The sequence below is a fragment of the Pseudomonas sp. PS02303 genome (assembly GCF_029959925.1).
Lineage (GTDB): Bacteria > Pseudomonadota > Gammaproteobacteria > Pseudomonadales > Pseudomonadaceae > Aquipseudomonas > Aquipseudomonas mandelii.
Window position 1 is genome coordinate 1 of the sequence record NZ_JASCOM010000133.1, and the last position, 16,273, is coordinate 16,273.

At 59.8% G+C, this 16,273-nt stretch carries 15 protein-coding genes; 3 read left to right on the plus strand and 12 right to left on the minus strand.

Annotated elements, in window-relative coordinates:
* Positions 1–121: 121 nt before the first annotated feature.
* Positions 122–1,186 carry an ABC transporter substrate-binding protein gene (locus tag QMX98_RS23070; protein WP_077748162.1) on the minus strand — a complete coding sequence of 355 codons (1,065 nt, stop codon included), beginning with the start codon at positions 1,184–1,186 and terminating at the stop codon, positions 122–124.
* Positions 1,187–1,535: 349 nt separating this feature from the next.
* Between QMX98_RS23070 and QMX98_RS23075 the strand changes: the two genes are divergently transcribed.
* Complete coding sequence (locus QMX98_RS23075) at positions 1,536–2,249, plus strand: UTRA domain-containing protein (protein ID WP_010456716.1); 714 nt, start codon at positions 1,536–1,538, stop codon at positions 2,247–2,249.
* 45 nt (positions 2,250–2,294) lie between these two features.
* On the opposite strand, the gene QMX98_RS23080 is transcribed toward QMX98_RS23075, so the two are convergent.
* The 8 genes from QMX98_RS23080 to minC form a co-directional block, all read right to left on the minus strand.
* On the minus strand, positions 2,295–4,463 hold the full coding sequence (locus QMX98_RS23080; RefSeq protein WP_282411430.1) for a mechanosensitive ion channel family protein: 2,169 nt from the start codon (positions 4,461–4,463) through the stop codon (positions 2,295–2,297).
* Positions 4,464–4,540: 77 nt separating this feature from the next.
* Positions 4,541–4,717 carry a hypothetical protein gene (locus tag QMX98_RS23085; RefSeq protein ID WP_008031437.1) on the minus strand — a complete coding sequence of 59 codons (177 nt, stop codon included), beginning with the start codon at positions 4,715–4,717 and terminating at the stop codon, positions 4,541–4,543.
* A gap of 257 nt (positions 4,718–4,974) precedes the next feature.
* Complete coding sequence (locus QMX98_RS23090; protein ID WP_282411431.1) at positions 4,975–6,264, minus strand: M18 family aminopeptidase; 1,290 nt, start codon at positions 6,262–6,264, stop codon at positions 4,975–4,977.
* Between the two features lie 76 nt (positions 6,265–6,340).
* Complete coding sequence (locus QMX98_RS23095; RefSeq protein ID WP_282411432.1) at positions 6,341–7,447, minus strand: hypothetical protein; 1,107 nt, start codon at positions 7,445–7,447, stop codon at positions 6,341–6,343.
* A gap of 47 nt (positions 7,448–7,494) precedes the next feature.
* Positions 7,495–8,130, minus strand: a complete 636-nt coding sequence (locus QMX98_RS23100) for an RluA family pseudouridine synthase (RefSeq protein ID WP_030131660.1) — start codon at positions 8,128–8,130, stop codon at positions 7,495–7,497.
* 179 nt (positions 8,131–8,309) lie between these two features.
* Positions 8,310–8,564 (minus strand): cell division topological specificity factor MinE, encoded by a 255-nt coding sequence (gene minE, locus QMX98_RS23105; protein ID WP_007898843.1) that lies wholly within the window; start codon positions 8,562–8,564, stop codon positions 8,310–8,312.
* The gene (minD, locus tag QMX98_RS23110; RefSeq protein WP_010456697.1) at positions 8,564–9,376 is read right to left on the minus strand and encodes a septum site-determining protein MinD; all 813 of its coding nucleotides are present in this window, start codon (positions 9,374–9,376) and stop codon (positions 8,564–8,566) included. The genes minE and minD overlap by 1 nt, the downstream gene beginning before the upstream one ends.
* A gap of 191 nt (positions 9,377–9,567) precedes the next feature.
* Positions 9,568–10,305 carry a septum site-determining protein MinC gene (gene minC / locus QMX98_RS23115; RefSeq protein ID WP_154912306.1) on the minus strand — a complete coding sequence of 246 codons (738 nt, stop codon included), beginning with the start codon at positions 10,303–10,305 and terminating at the stop codon, positions 9,568–9,570.
* 118 nt (positions 10,306–10,423) lie between these two features.
* On the opposite strand from minC, the gene QMX98_RS23120 reads away from it, so the two are divergent.
* Together QMX98_RS23120 and QMX98_RS23125 are read left to right on the plus strand one after the other, a co-directional pair.
* Entirely contained in the window at positions 10,424–11,356 is a 933-nt protein-coding gene (locus QMX98_RS23120) for a lipid A biosynthesis lauroyl acyltransferase (protein WP_010456694.1), read from the plus strand.
* Positions 11,357–11,384: 28 nt separating this feature from the next.
* Positions 11,385–12,557 carry a patatin-like phospholipase family protein gene (locus QMX98_RS23125; RefSeq protein ID WP_282411433.1) on the plus strand — a complete coding sequence of 391 codons (1,173 nt, stop codon included), beginning with the start codon at positions 11,385–11,387 and terminating at the stop codon, positions 12,555–12,557.
* A gap of 116 nt (positions 12,558–12,673) precedes the next feature.
* Here QMX98_RS23125 and QMX98_RS23130 read toward each other — a convergent pair whose 3' ends face one another.
* The 3 genes from QMX98_RS23130 to QMX98_RS23140 all read right to left on the minus strand — a co-directional run bounded on the left by QMX98_RS23130 (position 12,674) and on the right by QMX98_RS23140 (position 16,141).
* The gene (locus tag QMX98_RS23130; RefSeq protein ID WP_010456690.1) at positions 12,674–13,459 is read right to left on the minus strand and encodes an outer membrane protein OmpK; all 786 of its coding nucleotides are present in this window, start codon (positions 13,457–13,459) and stop codon (positions 12,674–12,676) included.
* 376 nt (positions 13,460–13,835) lie between these two features.
* Positions 13,836–14,621 carry an outer membrane protein OmpK gene (locus QMX98_RS23135; RefSeq protein ID WP_282411434.1) on the minus strand — a complete coding sequence of 262 codons (786 nt, stop codon included), beginning with the start codon at positions 14,619–14,621 and terminating at the stop codon, positions 13,836–13,838.
* Positions 14,622–14,782: 161 nt separating this feature from the next.
* Complete coding sequence (locus QMX98_RS23140; RefSeq protein ID WP_010456685.1) at positions 14,783–16,141, minus strand: nucleobase:cation symporter-2 family protein; 1,359 nt, start codon at positions 16,139–16,141, stop codon at positions 14,783–14,785.
* Between the last annotated feature and the right edge of the window lie 132 nt (positions 16,142–16,273).

Sequence of the window (16,273 nt, forward strand, 5' to 3'; positions counted from 1 at the left end):
AGCCTGCTCGCGAAGGCGCCGGGTCAGTCAACACAGATGTTGAATGTCAGTCCGCTTTTCGCGAGCAGGCTCGCTCCTGCATTTGGATCTCCATCAGCCCGACAGAAGTCGGGCTACAGGGTTATTTCATTTCGACGAGGACTTCTTCGTTCCACTTCTGCGGCAAAGCCTTGGAAGTCTTTTCCCACGCATCCGCGTCTTTGATCGGCGTGACCTTTTTGTACTGCTCGTTTGGCAGCAGCTTGGCCTGGACGTCAGCCGGCAGCTTGATGTGCTCGGCGCGGATTGGACGGGCATTACCTTTCGCCAGGTTGATCTGACCGGCATCGCTGAAGATGTATTCGCGGGTCAGCTTGGCGGCGTTCGGGTTCTTCGCGTATTTGTTGATGATGGTGGTGTAGCCGGAAATCACCGAACCGTCGGAAGGGATCAGCACCACGTAGTCATCGGGGTTCGCCATCTTGGCCTTGTAGCTCAGGCCGTTGAAATCCCAGACCACGCCGACTTCGATTTCACCCTTTTCCATCGTGGCGATGGTCGGGTTGGCCATGGACAGGCGGCCCTGCTTGGCGATATCTGCGAACAGCAACAACGCTGGCTGCAGGTTCTTTTCGTCGCCACCGTTGGCCAGTGCGGCGGCCAGTACACCGTTGGCGGCCTGGGCGGCGGTGCTCACGTCACCGATCGACACCTTGTATTTACCGGTTTTCAGATCCGCCCACTTGGTCGGAGCTTCGGAACCGTGCAGCAGCTTCTTGTTGATGATGAACGCGATGGTGCCGGTGTACGCCAGTGCCCAGTTGCCGTCCTTGTCCTTGGCCCAGTCCGGGATCTGGTCCCAGGTGCTTGGCTTGTAGGGTTGCACCACGCCTTGTTTGACCGCGATCGGGCCGAAGGCTGCGCCGACGTCGCCGATGTCGGCACTGGCGTTGTCTTTCTCGGCGGCGAACTTGGCGATTTCCTGCGCCGAGCTCATGTCGGTGTCGATGTGTTTCAAGCCGTATTTCGTGGCCAGGTCTGCCCAGGTGCCTTTCCAGTTGGCCCAGTCATCGGGCATGCCGACGCTATTGACCGCACCTTCCGCTTTCGCAGCGGCTTCCAGGGTTTTCATATCATCAGCGGCCATGGCGGCGCTGCACATGGCAATGGTCGAGCCTAACAGTGATGCCAGGAAAAGCTTTTTCATCCGAAGCTCCTTTGGGCGTATTCAACGCTGCGATTGCGGTTGTGTTGGTCTAGGTCAGCAATACCTGAGCCAATTTAGGCGCCGCTGATGACATTTTGATGTCGACGATCGGTCGGCCTACATTTTTCGAGCGGTGATGCTCAGGCTTGCGAGTAAGCGTAGACCATGGCTAAAGGGCTGATACGAAAGGACTTGGCCGTGAATTTGCAGGTGTCTGGCGCAACCGTTCGGCGGCTTTGTCATCTGCCAGTCACAAGCAGTGCCTAGGCTTGCAGGGAGTTGATGGAGCCAGTTTGAATCACGGTTCTGCCCCGAAACAGTGCTGGTCTAGTCCAGATAGGTAACGTTGATGCGCATCGAGACAACCAAAGCGGTGACAGCCATCGGGCAGGTTCTGCAAGAACAGCTCGACCATGGCCTGTTGGCGCCCGGGAGCAAACTGCCGGCCGAGCGCAAGCTCAGTGAGTTGTTCGGCACCACGCGTATCACCGTGCGTGAAGCCTTGTTGCAATTGGAAGCCCAAGGGCAGATTTATCGGGAGGAACGCCGTGGCTGGTTCGTGTCGCCACCGCGTCTGGCTTACAACTTGATGCAGCGCAGTCACTTTCACGCGATGGTCAGCGCGCAGGGGCGGGTGCCGTCCACCGAGGTGATTTCGGCGCGGTTGCAACCGGCGTCGGCGGCGGTGTGTGCGTGGTTGCAGTTGCCGGCGCTGTCCAGTGTGATTCAGATCTGCCGGGCGCGGCGCATTGATGAGCGGCTGGTGCTCTATGTGGAGCACTACCTGAATCCGCAGTACTTTCCGGGGATTCTGGATTTCGATCTGAATCAGTCGATCACCGAGTTGTACGCCAGGCATTACGACTTGCACTACGGTCGGGTGCGTTTCGAGATCGTGCCGACGGCGTTGTCGGTGGATGCGGCGGCAGCGTTACGGGTGTCGGTGGGGAGTCCGGGGTTGCGGATTGCTCGGGTCAACTACGATCAGCACGAGCGGTTGATCGATTGCGACCTGGAGTTTTGGCGGCATGATGCGATTCATGTCGGGGTGGATGTGGTTTAGCCAGGGAGACCGCGTCGCTCCCATCGCGAGCAGCCACCCTATCAATCAAGTAGCAGATACATCCTTCTGCGGCCCACCGCCGGCCGTCAGCACCTGCACACTCATTCGCGGCATCGCCAGGTCCATCCCGGCCTCATCCAGATGCCGCTTCAGCGACAGATTGAACGCCCGTGAAACTTCCCACTGCTTGATCGGTGCAGTCTTGAACCGCGCCCGAAGAATCGCGTTGCCCGACTCGAAACTTTCGACACCCTGAATCTCCAGTGGCGACCAGATATTGCGCCGTTGCAGCGGGTCGGTGCGCATTTTCTGGCCGACTTCGCGCATCAGTTTGATCGCCTCGTCGATGTCCATGCTGGCGGGCACCGCCACCCGGAAGATCGCGTAGCCGAATTCCCGGGAGTAGTTCTTGATGCTTTTGATTTCGCTGAACGGAATGGTATGGACGATGCCGTCGATGTCCCGCAGGCGAACGGTGCGGATGGTCAGGCCTTCGACAGTGCCGAGGTGGCCGCCGACATCCACGTAGTCATCGATAGCCAGGGAATCTTCGATGATGATGAACAGGCCGGTGATCAAATCCGCGACCAGCGATTGCGCACCGAAACCGATGGCCAGACCGATGACGCCGGCACCGGCCAGCAGTGGCGTGACGTTCATGCCCATGTTCGCCAGCGCGACGATCAGCGCAATGATGAAAATCGCCACGAACAGCACGTTGCGGATCAGCGGCATCATTGTCTGCGCGCGGGCGTTGGCAAGGCCTTTGCGCGAGCGGGTGAGGGCGTGGTGCACCGCGGTGTCGCTGAGGATCCAGATCAGCCAGGCAAAAATCAGCGTACCGGCGAGGCTGAACAATTTGACGCTGACTTCATGGCCTTCGCCTTCGGTGAAGGCAATCAGCGACATGCCCCAGACCCGCAGGCCCAGTTCGATGAAGACCAGCCAGACCACGAGATGGGCGAGGGTGTAGAAGAAACTTTTCAGGCGCTCTGAATACAGCGCATGACGCTTCACACCCTTTTGCGGTTTAAGCGAATGACGACGAACCAGGCCGTTGATGACCATGCACAACACCAGCAGCACGGTGCAGATCAGCGCCTGGCGCAGTGCGGTGCTGGTGTCGCCCGCCGAGACGAAGGTGGCGAACAGCGAGATGCCCACCAGCACCAGCGCGGGCACGTACCAGAAGGTGCCGAGAATCTCGATGGTGTCGCTGAGCGCGCGGCGCGTCAGACGTCGGGACAACGGCTGGTTGCGGATCAGGTGGGCGATGGGGCGGCGGAAACGCAGGATGAACAGCCCGGTGGACAGCGCCGCCAGGACGTTGGCGACGGTGGCTGCGGAGTGGGCCAGGTGACTGCCCAGGCTGGCGACCAGGCGCGGATCGCTCAGTGCTTCACCGAATGCGGCGAAACTGCCGATCAGCCACAACGGTCGAAAGGCTTGATGGCGCAGGATGTACAAGGCCCGATGACGATGCGGGCCGTCGAGCAAGGAAAACGCGATCACGCAGATCGCCGAAAAACAGGTGCCGACCACCAGCGCGTAGGCCAGCACCATGGCCAGGCTTTTGCCCAAGGATGAGGGCAGGGCATAGCTCATGTAGACCGTGATGACCAAGGCAATCAGCCACGGCCCGAGTTTGCGCAGGGCGAAGCGCAACATGTCCAGGGCCTTGGGGTGTTGCGGCAGTTCTTCGGTGAGGCCGAAGCGCATGCGCACCCGGTGACTGACCCAGATCAGCGCAGCGGCCAGCAGGCTCCAGGCCATCAGAATCATGGCGAAGGCAAAGATGATCGGCAGCCACTCGTTGGCCGGCAGCATCAGCGCGGTCAGTTCGTCTTTGGCCAGGTCAAATTCTTCGGACCAGCGCGTGAGCGGGCTGTCGGCACCGGAAAACTGTTTTTCGAAGGTGGCCAGTGTGCCGCCGATCAGGCCGAGTACGCCTTCTTCGGCGGCCGGCTGAGCCTTTTTGGTGACATCGCGCAGCTTTTTCAGGTCCGCCAGCAGTTTGCTCCGCTGCTGATCGTTCTCCAGCGACTTGATGACTTCGTCCAGTGATTGGCCCAGCGGTTCTTGCGCTTCTGGCTGGGCCTTTGCCGAACTGTTGAGCAAGCCCGGCAAACCGACCGCCTGGGCAGGCGCCATCGGCAGCAGCGTCATCAGGCAGACAAGGAAGAAACACGGCAGGGCGAAAAGACGAGCGAACACTAGGCGGTCAACCTCGGGGGGGACGGATCGGCCGAGTGTACGAGCCCGTCAAAATCAATGCGAGCCAGGGGCAGGATTTATTCGTTGAGTTTGGCGAGGATCTTGAACACCACGGTGGCAAGGATCGTCAGCATGCCGATCCACATGGCGAACACGCCGGCGTTTTTGTCGCGGAAGTTGAAGCCGATTGCCAGCAAGATCATCCCGGCGAGAATGGGGATCAGCATGGCATGGAATGAAGACATCGAGATCATGGGTGACTGCCTTGTCGAAGGGGATAGCTTAAGTCTAGGTGGCTTTTGGGCGACCGGTGGTCAGAGATCAATCATGAATGCGGCGCGATCATTGTGGCGAGGGAGCTTGCTCCCGCTGGGTTGCGAAGCAACCCCAAACCCAGCTATCGCGATCTATCAGACAGCACGCATTCACCGGGGGTTGAGACTGCTGCGCAGTCGAGCGGGAGCAAGCTCCCTCGCCACAGATAGCATTCCGGCCATTCATTGGCGCGAAATTACGGCAATTCCTGACAGGCGTAGAACGCGCTCAGCACTTTGACCAGGTGGGCCAGGTCGTGGCTGCCGCACAGTTCACGGATCGAGTGCATGGCGAACGTCGGCAGGCCGATGTCCACGGTGCGCACGCCCAGGTGGCTGGCGGTGATCGGGCCGATAGTCGAGCCGCAGCCCATGTCGCTGCGCACCACGAAGCTTTGCACCGGCACCTCTTCGGCCATGCACAGATGGCGGAAGAACCCGGCGGTTTCGCTGTTGGTGGCGTAGCGCTGGTTGCTGTTGACCTTGATCACCGGGCCGGCGTTGAGTTTCGGGCCGTGGTTGGCGTCGTGCTTTTCCGCATAGTTGGGGTGCACGCCGTGGGCATTGTCGGCCGAGACCAGCAAGGATTTCTGAATGGTGCGCACGAATTCGTCACCTTCAGGCAGCAGGCGACGCAAGGTTTGCTCGAGCATCGGACCATCGGCCCCGCACGCCGAGCAGGAACCGACTTCTTCGTGGTCGTTGCACACCAGCACGCAGGTTTCGTCGGTTTCCGCGGTCAGCAAGGCTTGCAGGCCGGCATAGCACGACAGCAAGTTGTCCAGGCGCGCGCCCGCGATGAAGTCGCCATGCAAACCGATAATGGCGGCGCTCTGAGTGTCGTAGAAGCTCAGCTCGTAGTCGAGCACCACGTCGGCATTCAGGCCATGTTCCAGCGCCAGCTGATTGGTGAGTACTGCGCGGAAGTCCACGCGCTCGTCACCGGCAAATTGCGCGAGGATCGGGGGCAGTTCGGTCTGGGCGTTGATGGCCCAACCCATATTGGCTTCACGATTGAGGTGGATCGCCAGGTTCGGGATGGTGGCGATCGGCGCCTTGAAGTCGATCAGTTGGCTCTCGACCTTGCCGTCGCGGCGGAACGTCACGCGGCCGGCCAGGGACAAGTCGCGGTCAAACCATGGCGCCAGCAGCGCACCGCCGTAGACTTCGACGCCCAGTTGCCAGAAACCCTGGCGCTGCAATTCCGGCTGGGGTTTGACCCGCAGGCACGGGCTGTCGGTGTGGGCGCCGACCAGGCGAATGCCGCCATGCAGCGGCGAATGCCGTCCCATCTTGATCGCGACGATCGACGAGTCATTGCGGGTGACGTAGTAACGACCGTTGGCTTCAGTGATCCAGGGCTCGCGCTCGTCAAGGCGCACAAAACCCGCCGCTTCCAGACGCTGAACGAGGCTGGCAGTGGCATGGAACGGGGTAGGGGAGGCCTTGAGGAAGTCGATCAGGCCTTGGTTCAACTCTTCGCGCATAAGAAGCTCCAGACAGCAGTGGGCGGGAGTTTAACGTATTGGCCGAGGCCTTTGGGCATGACGTGAACCGGTCACGTCAGCTGGCAGCCTCTACCCGCTTTTTCAGGTACTTCATGATAATCCGCTCATCTTCTGGCTTTTCTGGCTTGGGCAATTGCGGGGGCCAGGCGTTCTGATGAGTCTCCAGCAGCTTTTTCTGTTGAGCCTTGTCCCAGCGAAGGATCTCCCGCGAGGCACATTCCCACCATTCGTGGCGGCAGGCCGTGTAGTACGGATGATCGGGTGCCGCGCTGCCGTAAAGCAGATCGCGGCCGACTTTGCGCAGGGCGCCACTCTGGTTACGCAGCTTCCATTTGATTTTCAGGCGCTGCCAGGCCGATGGGAAGGGTTTGACCCGCGGCACGTCCTGGCACAGATCGACCAACTGCTGGCTGAACCGCTCGCCATGTTGAGAAAAGAAATACGCCTGCATCGCATGGAAAAAGCGTTTTTCCGCGAAGTAGTGATAGATGTATTTTTTCGCTTCATGAACCGGTTTGTCACGCATCGCGAACGACAGGGCGATCTGCTCGATGGTGTGGATGTCGAAGCCGTCCCGGGTCCATTCGTCGATGAGCGTGATCGACTCTTCGAACAAGGCGCCATCTCCGTCGGTCACGCCGCACAATCCGCTGTTGTACAGCTTGAAACCATTGTCCGCGCTGACGCCGTGAGCCTGCAGGCAACCGCCGAGCTTCACATAGTCGGGGCGTTCACACACGTCCTGCCAGTCGTACTCGAAGCGATCCATCAAGTAGTGCTGCGGCTGAATCTGGTTGAAGAGCAGGTTCGGGTCGCTGGTGAACAGCGTGTCGGTGTCGACGAACAGGGTTTTTTCAGCAAGCTGCAGGCCGGCGGCAATCGCGCAGGCCTTGCGACGATGGTGATAGCCGTTTTCGCCTTGCCACAGGGTCAGGGTTTCCTGGGTCAGCATGACCGTTTCGACCGGCCAGCCGGCGTAGTCCTGAGGACGATCCGTGAGGATTCGGATGCTCGGGAGCTTGCCGTTCTTCGCGTGGGACAGCGCGGTCAAGATACTGAACTTGGCTTCGCGCCGGTAAACGTCCTGGTTGCCGTAGATCAGGTAGAGCAGTTGGTGTCGGGTTTTCTTGACGGGTGTTGCCAGGGAATCGGTAAAACGCATCCGGATGGGGATCCTTTCAAAACGGGCGACTGCGTGTCAGGCAGTGCTTAAAACGGTGCCGGGCATTCGAAACGCAAGCGTTCGCCGGTCTGAGGATGGGTGAAGCTGAGCATGCTGGCGTGCAGGCACAGGCGCGGCCAGGCGGCCAGGGCCTGTTCGTGGGCGTAGAGCCCGTCACCCAGCAGCGGGTGGCCGATGGAAAGCATGTGTACGCGTAGCTGGTGGGAACGGCCGGTGATCGGCGTCAGTTCGACGCGGCACCAGTCGCCACAACGTTCCAGCACTCGCCAGAAGGTCAGGGCGTGTTTGCCGAACTCGTGGTCCACCACATGGCGTGGCTTGGTCGGCGGATCGTAGCGCAAGGGCAGGTCGATGCTGCCGCTGTCCAGTTCCGGTTGTCCCCAGCACAGGGCGGTGTAGGCTTTTTCGGTTTCGCGGTCGTGAAATTGCCGAGACAACTCGCGATGAGTGTCCGGGTCACGGGCCAACAGGATGATGCCGGACGTTTCCCAGTCCAGGCGATGGACGATTCGCGCTTCCGGGTAGCCGTTTTCTTGCAGGCGGGTGATCAGGCAGTCCTTGTTGTCATCGGCCCGGCCAGGGACAGAGAGCAGCAGGGTCGGTTTATCCACCACCAGTACGGCGGCGTCCTGATGGATGATGCGGATGTTGGACAACGGCATTAAAACAGCCTCGTAACAAACGCCAACGGCGACTCAGGCCCCCGCATCCGTAGGAGCGAAGCTTGCTCGCGAACACATCATCTCGGTCTATCAGATACACCGAGTTGCCTGCTTCGCGAGCAAGTTTCGCTCCTACAAAAGCGTAAGGGCCTGAGCCGCCGTGGCTCCCGCTGGACCGACTAGCGATCCGGCAGGGTGATATTGAGTTCCAGGATCGAGCAGCTGCCCTGGTTTTCCAGCGCGACATGCACGTCGTCGGACCCGATATTGACGTACTTGCGGATCACTTCCACCAGTTCTTTCTGCAAGGCTGGCAAGTAGTCCGGCGTACTGCGTTGGCCGCGTTCATGCGCCACGATGATCTGTAGACGCTCTTTCGCTACCGACGCGGTGCTGACCTTTTTGCTGGCACGAAAGAAGTCAAAAAGATTCATTATCTACCTCCAAACAGGCGCTCGAAGAAGCCCTTCTTCGTGATATCGATAAATCGATGCGGCTTTTCCTTGCCCAGCAGACGATCGACTGCATCGCTGTACGCCTGACCGGCGTCGCTCTGGTCGTCGAGAATCACCGGCACGCCCGAGTTGGAAGCCTTGAGTACCGCTTGGGATTCCGGGATGACACCCAGCAGGGCAACCGCAAGGATTTCCTTGACGTCTTCAACACCCAGCATTTCGCCGTCACTGACGCGCTGCGGGTTGTAGCGGGTCAGCAGCAAGTGTTCCTTGATCGGGTCTTCGCCGTTTTCGGCGCGACGGGATTTGCTGGCCAACAGGCCCAGCATGCGATCCGAGTCACGTACCGAGGACACTTCCGGGTTGGTCACGATAATCGCTTCATCAGCGAAGTACATGGCCAGGTGGGCGCCTTTCTCGATGCCGGCCGGGGAGTCGCAGACCACGTATTCGAAGTCTTCTTTCAACGCCATCAGGACTTTTTCTACGCCTTCCACGGTCAGCGCGTCTTTGTCGCGGGTCTGACTGGCGGCCAGGACGTAGAGGTTTTCCAGGCGTTTGTCTTTGATCAGGGCTTGTTGCAGGTTGGCTTCGCCGTTCACAACGTTGACGAAGTCATACACCACGCGGCGCTCGCAACCCATGATCAGGTCGAGGTTACGCAAACCGACGTCGAAGTCGACGATCACTGTTTTGTGGCCGCGCAGTGCGAGGCCGGTACCGATAGCGGCGCTGGTGGTGGTCTTACCCACACCACCCTTGCCGGATGTAACCACTAGAATCTTGGCCAAGGTGTTTCACCCCTAAGGAAAAAGGACTTTTAGCCCCTGAAAAACATCTCTTGAAAAACTACTGCAGTCGGACAGCCTTGGCTGGAATCCGGTCCAGAACAGCGTTAAACACTGCTTTTGGCCTTTTTCCTACTTCGTTTGAGCCGTTTTCGCTACGTTTTAGAGATGCTTGGAAAATGCGGCAGTATCCGTTAAAGCCGAATGATGTTCAACACGTCGCCTGACAGGCTGACTTGCACGCCCGCGCCCCACAAAGGGTCACGGCGCAAATCCTCGGAAACCTTGTAGTGGCCGGCGATGGAGACCAGTTCAGCGCTCATCTGCTGACAGAAAATCCTGGCTTTCGTGTCGCCTTTGACCCCGGCCAGCACGCGACCGCGCATCGGACCGTATACATGGATGTTCCCATCGGCGAGAAGTTCCGCACCCGGGCTGACCGAGGAGATCACCACCAGGTCGCAGCCCTGGGCATAAATCTGCTGGCCACCGCGTACTGGCGACGTGATGATTTTCGTCGGTTTGATGGTCGGCTCGGGCAGTTTTTCCGGCTTTTTCTTCACCTGGCCTTCGAGCGGGTCGAGGGGACGCTCTCGGGCGCCGGACGGCGGCAGCACCGGCAAATCCACCGCGATGGCGGCGGCGATGTCTTCGATGCGGCTGGCCCGGATCGCCAGGGTGCGCAGGCCATGCTGGCGGCACACGCGCATCAGGCCCGGCAGATCGACCGCGCCTTCGCTGGCCGGGAGTTTGTCCAGGGCCAGCACCAGCGGCGCATTGCTGAAGAAATTAGGCGCCTGGGCGACCTTGGCGGCCAGTTGCCGATCAAGGTTCTCGAGGTCGTTGCGGGCCAGTTCCAGCACCGTAATGGCGAGCATGCTGCCCTTCAACTGGAACACGGGATCCTGGTCTTGCGGTTCGGTTTGGCTCATGGTCGGCATACAACGGCTTGTCACTAAAAGTGCCGAGACTTATAACGAGAACGCCCGCAAGCCGCAAGCCGGGTCGAACGATGTAGAATGCGCGGCCATTGTCTTTCCGGAACCTTTAATGGATCGCCCGCGTTTTCGAAAAACATTTCTTATGCCGCGTTTCTGGCCACTGTGGTGTGGCTTGGGGCTGTTGTGGCTGATTGTTCAGTTGCCATATCCGGCGCTGCTGTTCATCGGTCGCTTGTTGGGCGCCTTGATGTATCGGCTGGCCGGCGACCGACGGCGCATTGCCAAACGCAATCTGGAACTGTGTTTCCCTGAAAAGTCCGCCGACGAGCGCAAGCGCCTGCTCAAGGAAAACTTCGCCTCCACCGGCATCGCCTTCTTTGAAATGGCCATGAGCTGGTGGTGGTCGCGTCAGCGTCTGGCGAAGCTGGCCCATGTCGAAGGCCTGGAGCACCTGAAAAAGGCCCAGCGCGAAGGCAAGGGCGTGATCCTGATGGCGGTGCATTTCACCACGTTGGAAATCGGCGCGGCGCTGTTGGGGCAGCAGCACACCATCGACGGCATGTACCGCGAACACAAGAATCCTTTGTTCGACTACATCCAGCGCCGCGGCCGCGAGCGGCACAATCTCGATTCGCTGGCCGTGGAGCGCGACGACGTGCGCGGCATGCTCAAATTGCTGCGGGCCGGTCGGGCGATCTGGTACGCACCGGATCAGGACTACGGCGCCAAGCAGAGCATCTTTGTGCCGCTATTCGGGATTCAGGCCGCAACGGTCACGGCCACCAGCAAATTCGCCCGGCTGGGCAAGGCGCTGGTGGTTCCGTTCACCCAGGAGCGTCTGGCGGACGGCAGCGGCTATCGGTTGATGATCCACCCACCGCTCGAAGGTTTCCCTGGCGAGACCGAAGAGGCCGATTGCCTGCGCATCAATCAATGGGTCGAAGGCGCTCTGCGTGAGTGCCCCGAGCAATACCTCTGGGCCCATCGGCGCTTCAAGAGCCGTCCACCGGGCGAGCCGAAGCTGTACAAGAAACGCGGCTGATCCCTTTTTTGCACCATGGAGTGTTGCGATGAGTCCTGCTGAACCGGTTACAGGGTTGATTCTTTCCGGCGGCGGGGCTCGGGCGGCGTATCAGGTGGGCGTGCTGGCGGCGATTGCGGAGTTGCTGCCAGTGGGCGCGGCGAATCCGTTTCCGGTGATTGTCGGTACCTCGGCCGGGGCGATCAATGCAGTGAGCCTGGCCAGCGGGGCGATGGACTTTCGTGGCGCGATCGAGCGCCTGACTGCGTTCTGGCAGGGTTTTCGCAGTCACTTGGTGCTGCGCAGCGACTGGCCGGGCGTGATCCATCAGGCCAGCCGCTTCGTCAGCCACAGTTTGCTCGGCATCGGCGCTCAGGTTCCGGTGGCCTTGCTCAACAGTTCGCCGCTGCGCGGGTTGCTCAACGACAAATTGCACATGAACGGCATCGCTGAGGCCATTGCCCAGAAGCAGTTGCAGGCGGTGGCGGTCACGGCATTCGGTTATGAGTCCGGGCAGGCCGTCACGTTCTATCAGGGGGGCGGCACCATCGATGCATGGTTGCGCCATCGGCGGATCGGCGTGCCCACGCAATTGACCGTCGATCACTTGCTGGCCAGTTCAGCGATTCCCTTGTTGTTCGCACCGGTAAAAATCGGCGAAGAGTATTTCGGCGATGGCGCGGTGCGCCAATCGGCACCGATCAGCCCGGCCCTGCACCTGGGCGCCAGCCGCGTGCTGGTGGTGGGCGTCAGCGGCAACCCGCGCGGGGTCGACCCGGAGCAACCGCTGCAACGCGCCTACACCGGTCAGCAGCCGACCCTCGCGCAGATCGGCGGGCACATGCTCAACAGCACGTTCATTGACAGTCTGGAAAGTGACATCGAGTTGCTGCAGCGTCTGAATCAGTTCAGTCACTTGCTGCCCGACGGCACGCCGATGCGCGCGTTGGGCGTGGCGCCAGTGGACGTGTTGGTGATTTCGCCGAGTCAGCCGATCGATGAAATTGCCGCGCGGCATCGGCAGGAATTGCCAGCGGCGTTGCGCCTGTTTCTGCGCGGGCCGGGGGCGACCAAGACGAGCGGGGCGGGGGTGTTGAGTTATCTGCTGTTCGAGGCGGGGTATTGCAGCGAGCTGATTGATCTGGGGCGGCGGGATGCGTTGGCCAAGCGCGGGGAGTTGTGCCGGTTTCTGGGGTTGTCGGAGCCTATGGTTACGGCCTGAGATCGGCGGTGTTGCTATCGCTAGCAGGCTAGCTCCCACAGGGGATCTTCAGCGCGACGAAGATCAACTGTGGGAGCTAGCCTGCTAGCGATGGCGTCCTTAGAGACGCCGCCGGATCAGAAGTGAACCTTGACCAGGAAACTGGTCACGCTCTGATCAGTCTTGAAACCCTGGCTGTCTTCGATGCCGTACTTGTTTTTCCAGTAGTCATACTCGACGCCGACGTACAACTGCTTTTCGCCCAGGTTCAGTGCCTTGCCCAGGTCGTATTTGACCTGCGGATTGAAGTGCAGGTTGGCGTGATATTCGCCTTTTTTGTTGACGTCATTGTCGACCACCCAGTCCATGAAACCATCGATCAGGATGTTCGAGTCGCCGACCGGAATGGTGTAGGACCAGACCGGGGTGACCTGCCAGATGTTGTCACCCGGACGGTCGCCTTCGGTATGGCGGTTGTAGAAGTTCAGCTGGAAGTAGTCGAACCCAGGGATCGCCAGGTCGAAACCGGGACCGATCAGGTAGGACTCGGTATCGTTTTCCCCGAACTCGTAAGTCATGGCCAGCAGCACGTCTTTGACCGGGCCAAACGTGAGCTTCTGGTCGAAGATCTTGTTGAACGACAGACGCGGGCTGAATTCGCCGTAGTAGGTGTTCTCACCGGCGAATGCGTCTTCCTTGCCGTTGTAGAAGATCTTGTCGATGAAGAAGAAGTTGTCGCCATATTTCCAGCCGTCGGCGTGTTCGAAGGTCACCGTCTGCTGAATGCGCGGGTTGACCTGGAAGTCCTTGCCATACAGATAAGTCAGGCTGTTGTCCTGCCATTGCAGCAAGTCGCCGGCCATTGCCTGGCCCCCGGCCAGTAACGATCCCGCGAGCATCAGGCTGGTGCACGTACGTTTCATTCGGTTGCTCCCAAAAAGTAGGTGGTTCCACGTTATTTTTCTAAGGTCGACGCTCTGGTGTGGCGCCTTTTTCTGTAGCGGTAAAAAATCATCCAGTCGGTCAGCTTCAGTGCTGATAGCAAGAGCTGAGCCAAGGCGTTCGAAAAGCCAAAAAACTCCCGCTCGGCTGCTCAAGAGCAGTCGATTGAGAGGGGTTTTGGAATGCCTTGGAACCGTGCAGAGCCGGGATAAGTTGGCTTTCTGGTCAGGAATTAAATCCGGGCTTTTTTTTAAAGCGGATTCAGGCGGCCGCGGAGAATACTGACTCCTTGGCCAGGTCTCAAGTGCCCCGCAACAGCGCACCGACGACAGGTTTGGAGCACGGTTGCGGGCCATCTTAAAAGTGCACCTTCACCAGCAGGCTGGTGGTGTTTTCATTGGTGTCGAAGTTGCCGTTGTTTTCGATGCCGTACTTGTCTTTCCAATAGCTGTACTCGACGCCGACGTACACCTGTTTCTCCCGCCAGCCCAGGGCCTTGCCCAGGTCGTACTTGATCTGCGGGTTGACGTGCAAGTTGGCGTGGTAGGTGCCCTGTGAGTTCTGGTCGTTATCCACCACCCAGTCGATGTAGCCGTCGATCAACAGGTTCGAGTTGCCCAATGGCAGGGTGTAAGACCAGGCCGGCGTGATCTGCCAGACATCGTCGCCAGGGCGCGAGCCTTCGGTCTGGCGATAGTAGAAGTTCAAGGTGAAAAAGTTGAAGCCGGGAACCGCGAGGTCGAAACCGGGGCCGATCAGGTAGGCCTCGGTGTCGTCTTCGCCATTCTCGTAGGTCATGGCCAGCAACACGTCCTTGATCGGGCCGAACTCGAAACGGCGGTCGAGGATTTTGCCGAAGGAGAGGCGCGGGCTGAACTCGCCGTAATAGGCGTGAACGCCTTTGTTCCGGTCTTTCTCGCCGTTGTAGTAAGTGCTGTCGACGAACAGAAAGTTGTCGCCGTACTTCCAGCGGTCGGCATGCTCAAAGGTTATCGTCTGCTGGATCGACGGGTTGACCGCAAAATCCTTGCCGTACAAATAGCTCAGACTGTTGGTCTGCCACAGCAGTAAATCGCCAGCCATGGCCTGGCTTGCGGCCAGAAGGCCACCGCCCAACAGCAGGTTTTTCTGTGTCCGAATCATCTGTTGCTCCCTCTTTTTTTTATTTTTGCAAGGCGCAGGCAGTCCCCGACCCTGTAGGAGTTGGCTTGCTGGCGATGAGGTCAGAACATCCAATTTTGATGTCGTCTGACACGCCGCCTTCGCCAGCAAACCGGCTCCTAAAGGGTTCGTGCGTTGCTGACTTAATGCGAGTGGGCGTGACAGTCGTTGATCGCGGCGCGTTCTTTGCCGCCAAGAATGTTGAACAGCAGGTTCAGCGACAGCGCACTCAACGTCGCCATCGCAATGCCGCTGTGGGTGATCGGACTCATCCACAACGGCAAGTGCGCGAAGAACTCCGGACGCACCACGGGAATCAGTCCCATGCCGATGCTCACCGCCACCAGCAACTGGTTGCGACGGTCACCGATGTCGGCTTCCTGAAGAATCTTGATCCCGGTGGCGGCCACCATGCCGAACATCGCAATCGCTGCGCCGCCCAGTACCGCCGGTGGAATCGAGGCCACCAGAAACGCCGCTTTCGGCAACAGGCTCAGCACCACCAGCAAACCGCCGGCAACGATGGTCACCGAGCGGCAACGCACGCCGGTCATCTGCACCAGGCCGATGTTTTGCGCGAACGAAGAGTGGGTGAAGGTGTTGAAGAAACCGGCGAAGAACGAGGCGCCGGCATCACACAGCAAGCCGCGGCGCAGCATCCGTGGGCAGACTTCCTGGCCGGTGATTTTGCCCAGCGCGAGGAACATCCCGGTGGACTCGACGAAGATGATCACCACCACCAGGCACATGGACAGGATGGGTGCGAGTTCAAACGTGGGCATGCCGAAGTGCAGCGGGGTGACAATCTGCACCCAGGGCGCATCCGCCATGCCGCTGAGGTCGACCATGCCGATCAGCCCGCAGATTACGTAGCCCAGGCACATGCCGATCAACACGGAAATGTTGACCCAGAAGCCGCGCATGAAGCGGTGGACCAGCAGAATGGTGGCCAGCACCAGCGCGGCAATGGCCAGGTAAATCGGTGAGCCGAATTGAGTGGCGCCGGCACCGCCGCCCGCCCAATTGACGGCCACGGGGAACAGCGACAAACCGATCGAGGTGATGACCGTGCCGGTCACCAGCGGCGGGAAGAAGCGCACGACTTTGGACATGAACGGCGCGATGATCATGCCGAAGAAACCGGCGGCGATGGTTGCACCGAAGATTCCTTGCAGGCCGATCCCGGGCATGCCGGCCATGGCGACCATGCTGCCGACGGCGGCGAAACTGGCGCCCATCATCACCGGCATACGGATGCCCATCGGGCCGATGCCCAGCGATTGCACGATGGTCGCGATCCCGGCCACCAGCAGGTCGGCGTTGATCAGGAAGGCGATTTCTTCACGACTCAGGCCGGCGGCCTGCCCGATGATCAGCGGCACCGCGATGGCGCCGCCGTACATCAGCAGAACGTGTTGCAGGCCGACCAGGATCAGTTGCAAAAGGGGCAAACGCTGAATTGCGGGTGCGTCGGGGATGCGTGCTTCGGATAGCTCGGACATGCAACACCTCGGATCTTTTTTATTCTTGTGATTTTGTGCATCAGGATTGACCGCGGCGCGGCCATTCTCGGGCAAGTCGGATCGCCGCACCGCTCGCTCCTACAGGGACACTGCATATCCGTAGGAGCGAGC

What these genes read in the sequence shown, in the direction of transcription:
- QMX98_RS23090 (WP_282411431.1), bottom strand. Translation starts at nt 6,264, where the DNA reads ATGCGCGAAGAGTTGAACCAAGGCCTGATCGACTTCCTCAAGGCCTCC.
- QMX98_RS23075 (WP_010456716.1), top strand. Translation starts at nt 1,536, where the DNA reads ATGCGCATCGAGACAACCAAAGCGGTGACAGCCATCGGGCAGGTTCTG.
- QMX98_RS23100 (WP_030131660.1), bottom strand. Translation starts at nt 8,130, where the DNA reads ATGCCGTTGTCCAACATCCGCATCATCCATCAGGACGCCGCCGTACTG.
- QMX98_RS23120 (WP_010456694.1), top strand. Translation starts at nt 10,424, where the DNA reads ATGGATCGCCCGCGTTTTCGAAAAACATTTCTTATGCCGCGTTTCTGG.
- QMX98_RS23085 (WP_008031437.1), bottom strand. Translation starts at nt 4,717, where the DNA reads ATGATCTCGATGTCTTCATTCCATGCCATGCTGATCCCCATTCTCGCC.
- QMX98_RS23135 (WP_282411434.1), bottom strand. Translation starts at nt 14,621, where the DNA reads ATGATTCGGACACAGAAAAACCTGCTGTTGGGCGGTGGCCTTCTGGCC.
- QMX98_RS23095 (WP_282411432.1), bottom strand. Translation starts at nt 7,447, where the DNA reads ATGCGTTTTACCGATTCCCTGGCAACACCCGTCAAGAAAACCCGACAC.
- minC (WP_154912306.1), bottom strand. Translation starts at nt 10,305, where the DNA reads ATGAGCCAAACCGAACCGCAAGACCAGGATCCCGTGTTCCAGTTGAAG.
- QMX98_RS23125 (WP_282411433.1), top strand. Translation starts at nt 11,385, where the DNA reads ATGAGTCCTGCTGAACCGGTTACAGGGTTGATTCTTTCCGGCGGCGGG.
- minE (WP_007898843.1), bottom strand. Translation starts at nt 8,564, where the DNA reads ATGAATCTTTTTGACTTCTTTCGTGCCAGCAAAAAGGTCAGCACCGCG.
- QMX98_RS23070 (WP_077748162.1), bottom strand. Translation starts at nt 1,186, where the DNA reads ATGAAAAAGCTTTTCCTGGCATCACTGTTAGGCTCGACCATTGCCATG.
- QMX98_RS23130 (WP_010456690.1), bottom strand. Translation starts at nt 13,459, where the DNA reads ATGAAACGTACGTGCACCAGCCTGATGCTCGCGGGATCGTTACTGGCC.
- QMX98_RS23140 (WP_010456685.1), bottom strand. Translation starts at nt 16,141, where the DNA reads ATGTCCGAGCTATCCGAAGCACGCATCCCCGACGCACCCGCAATTCAG.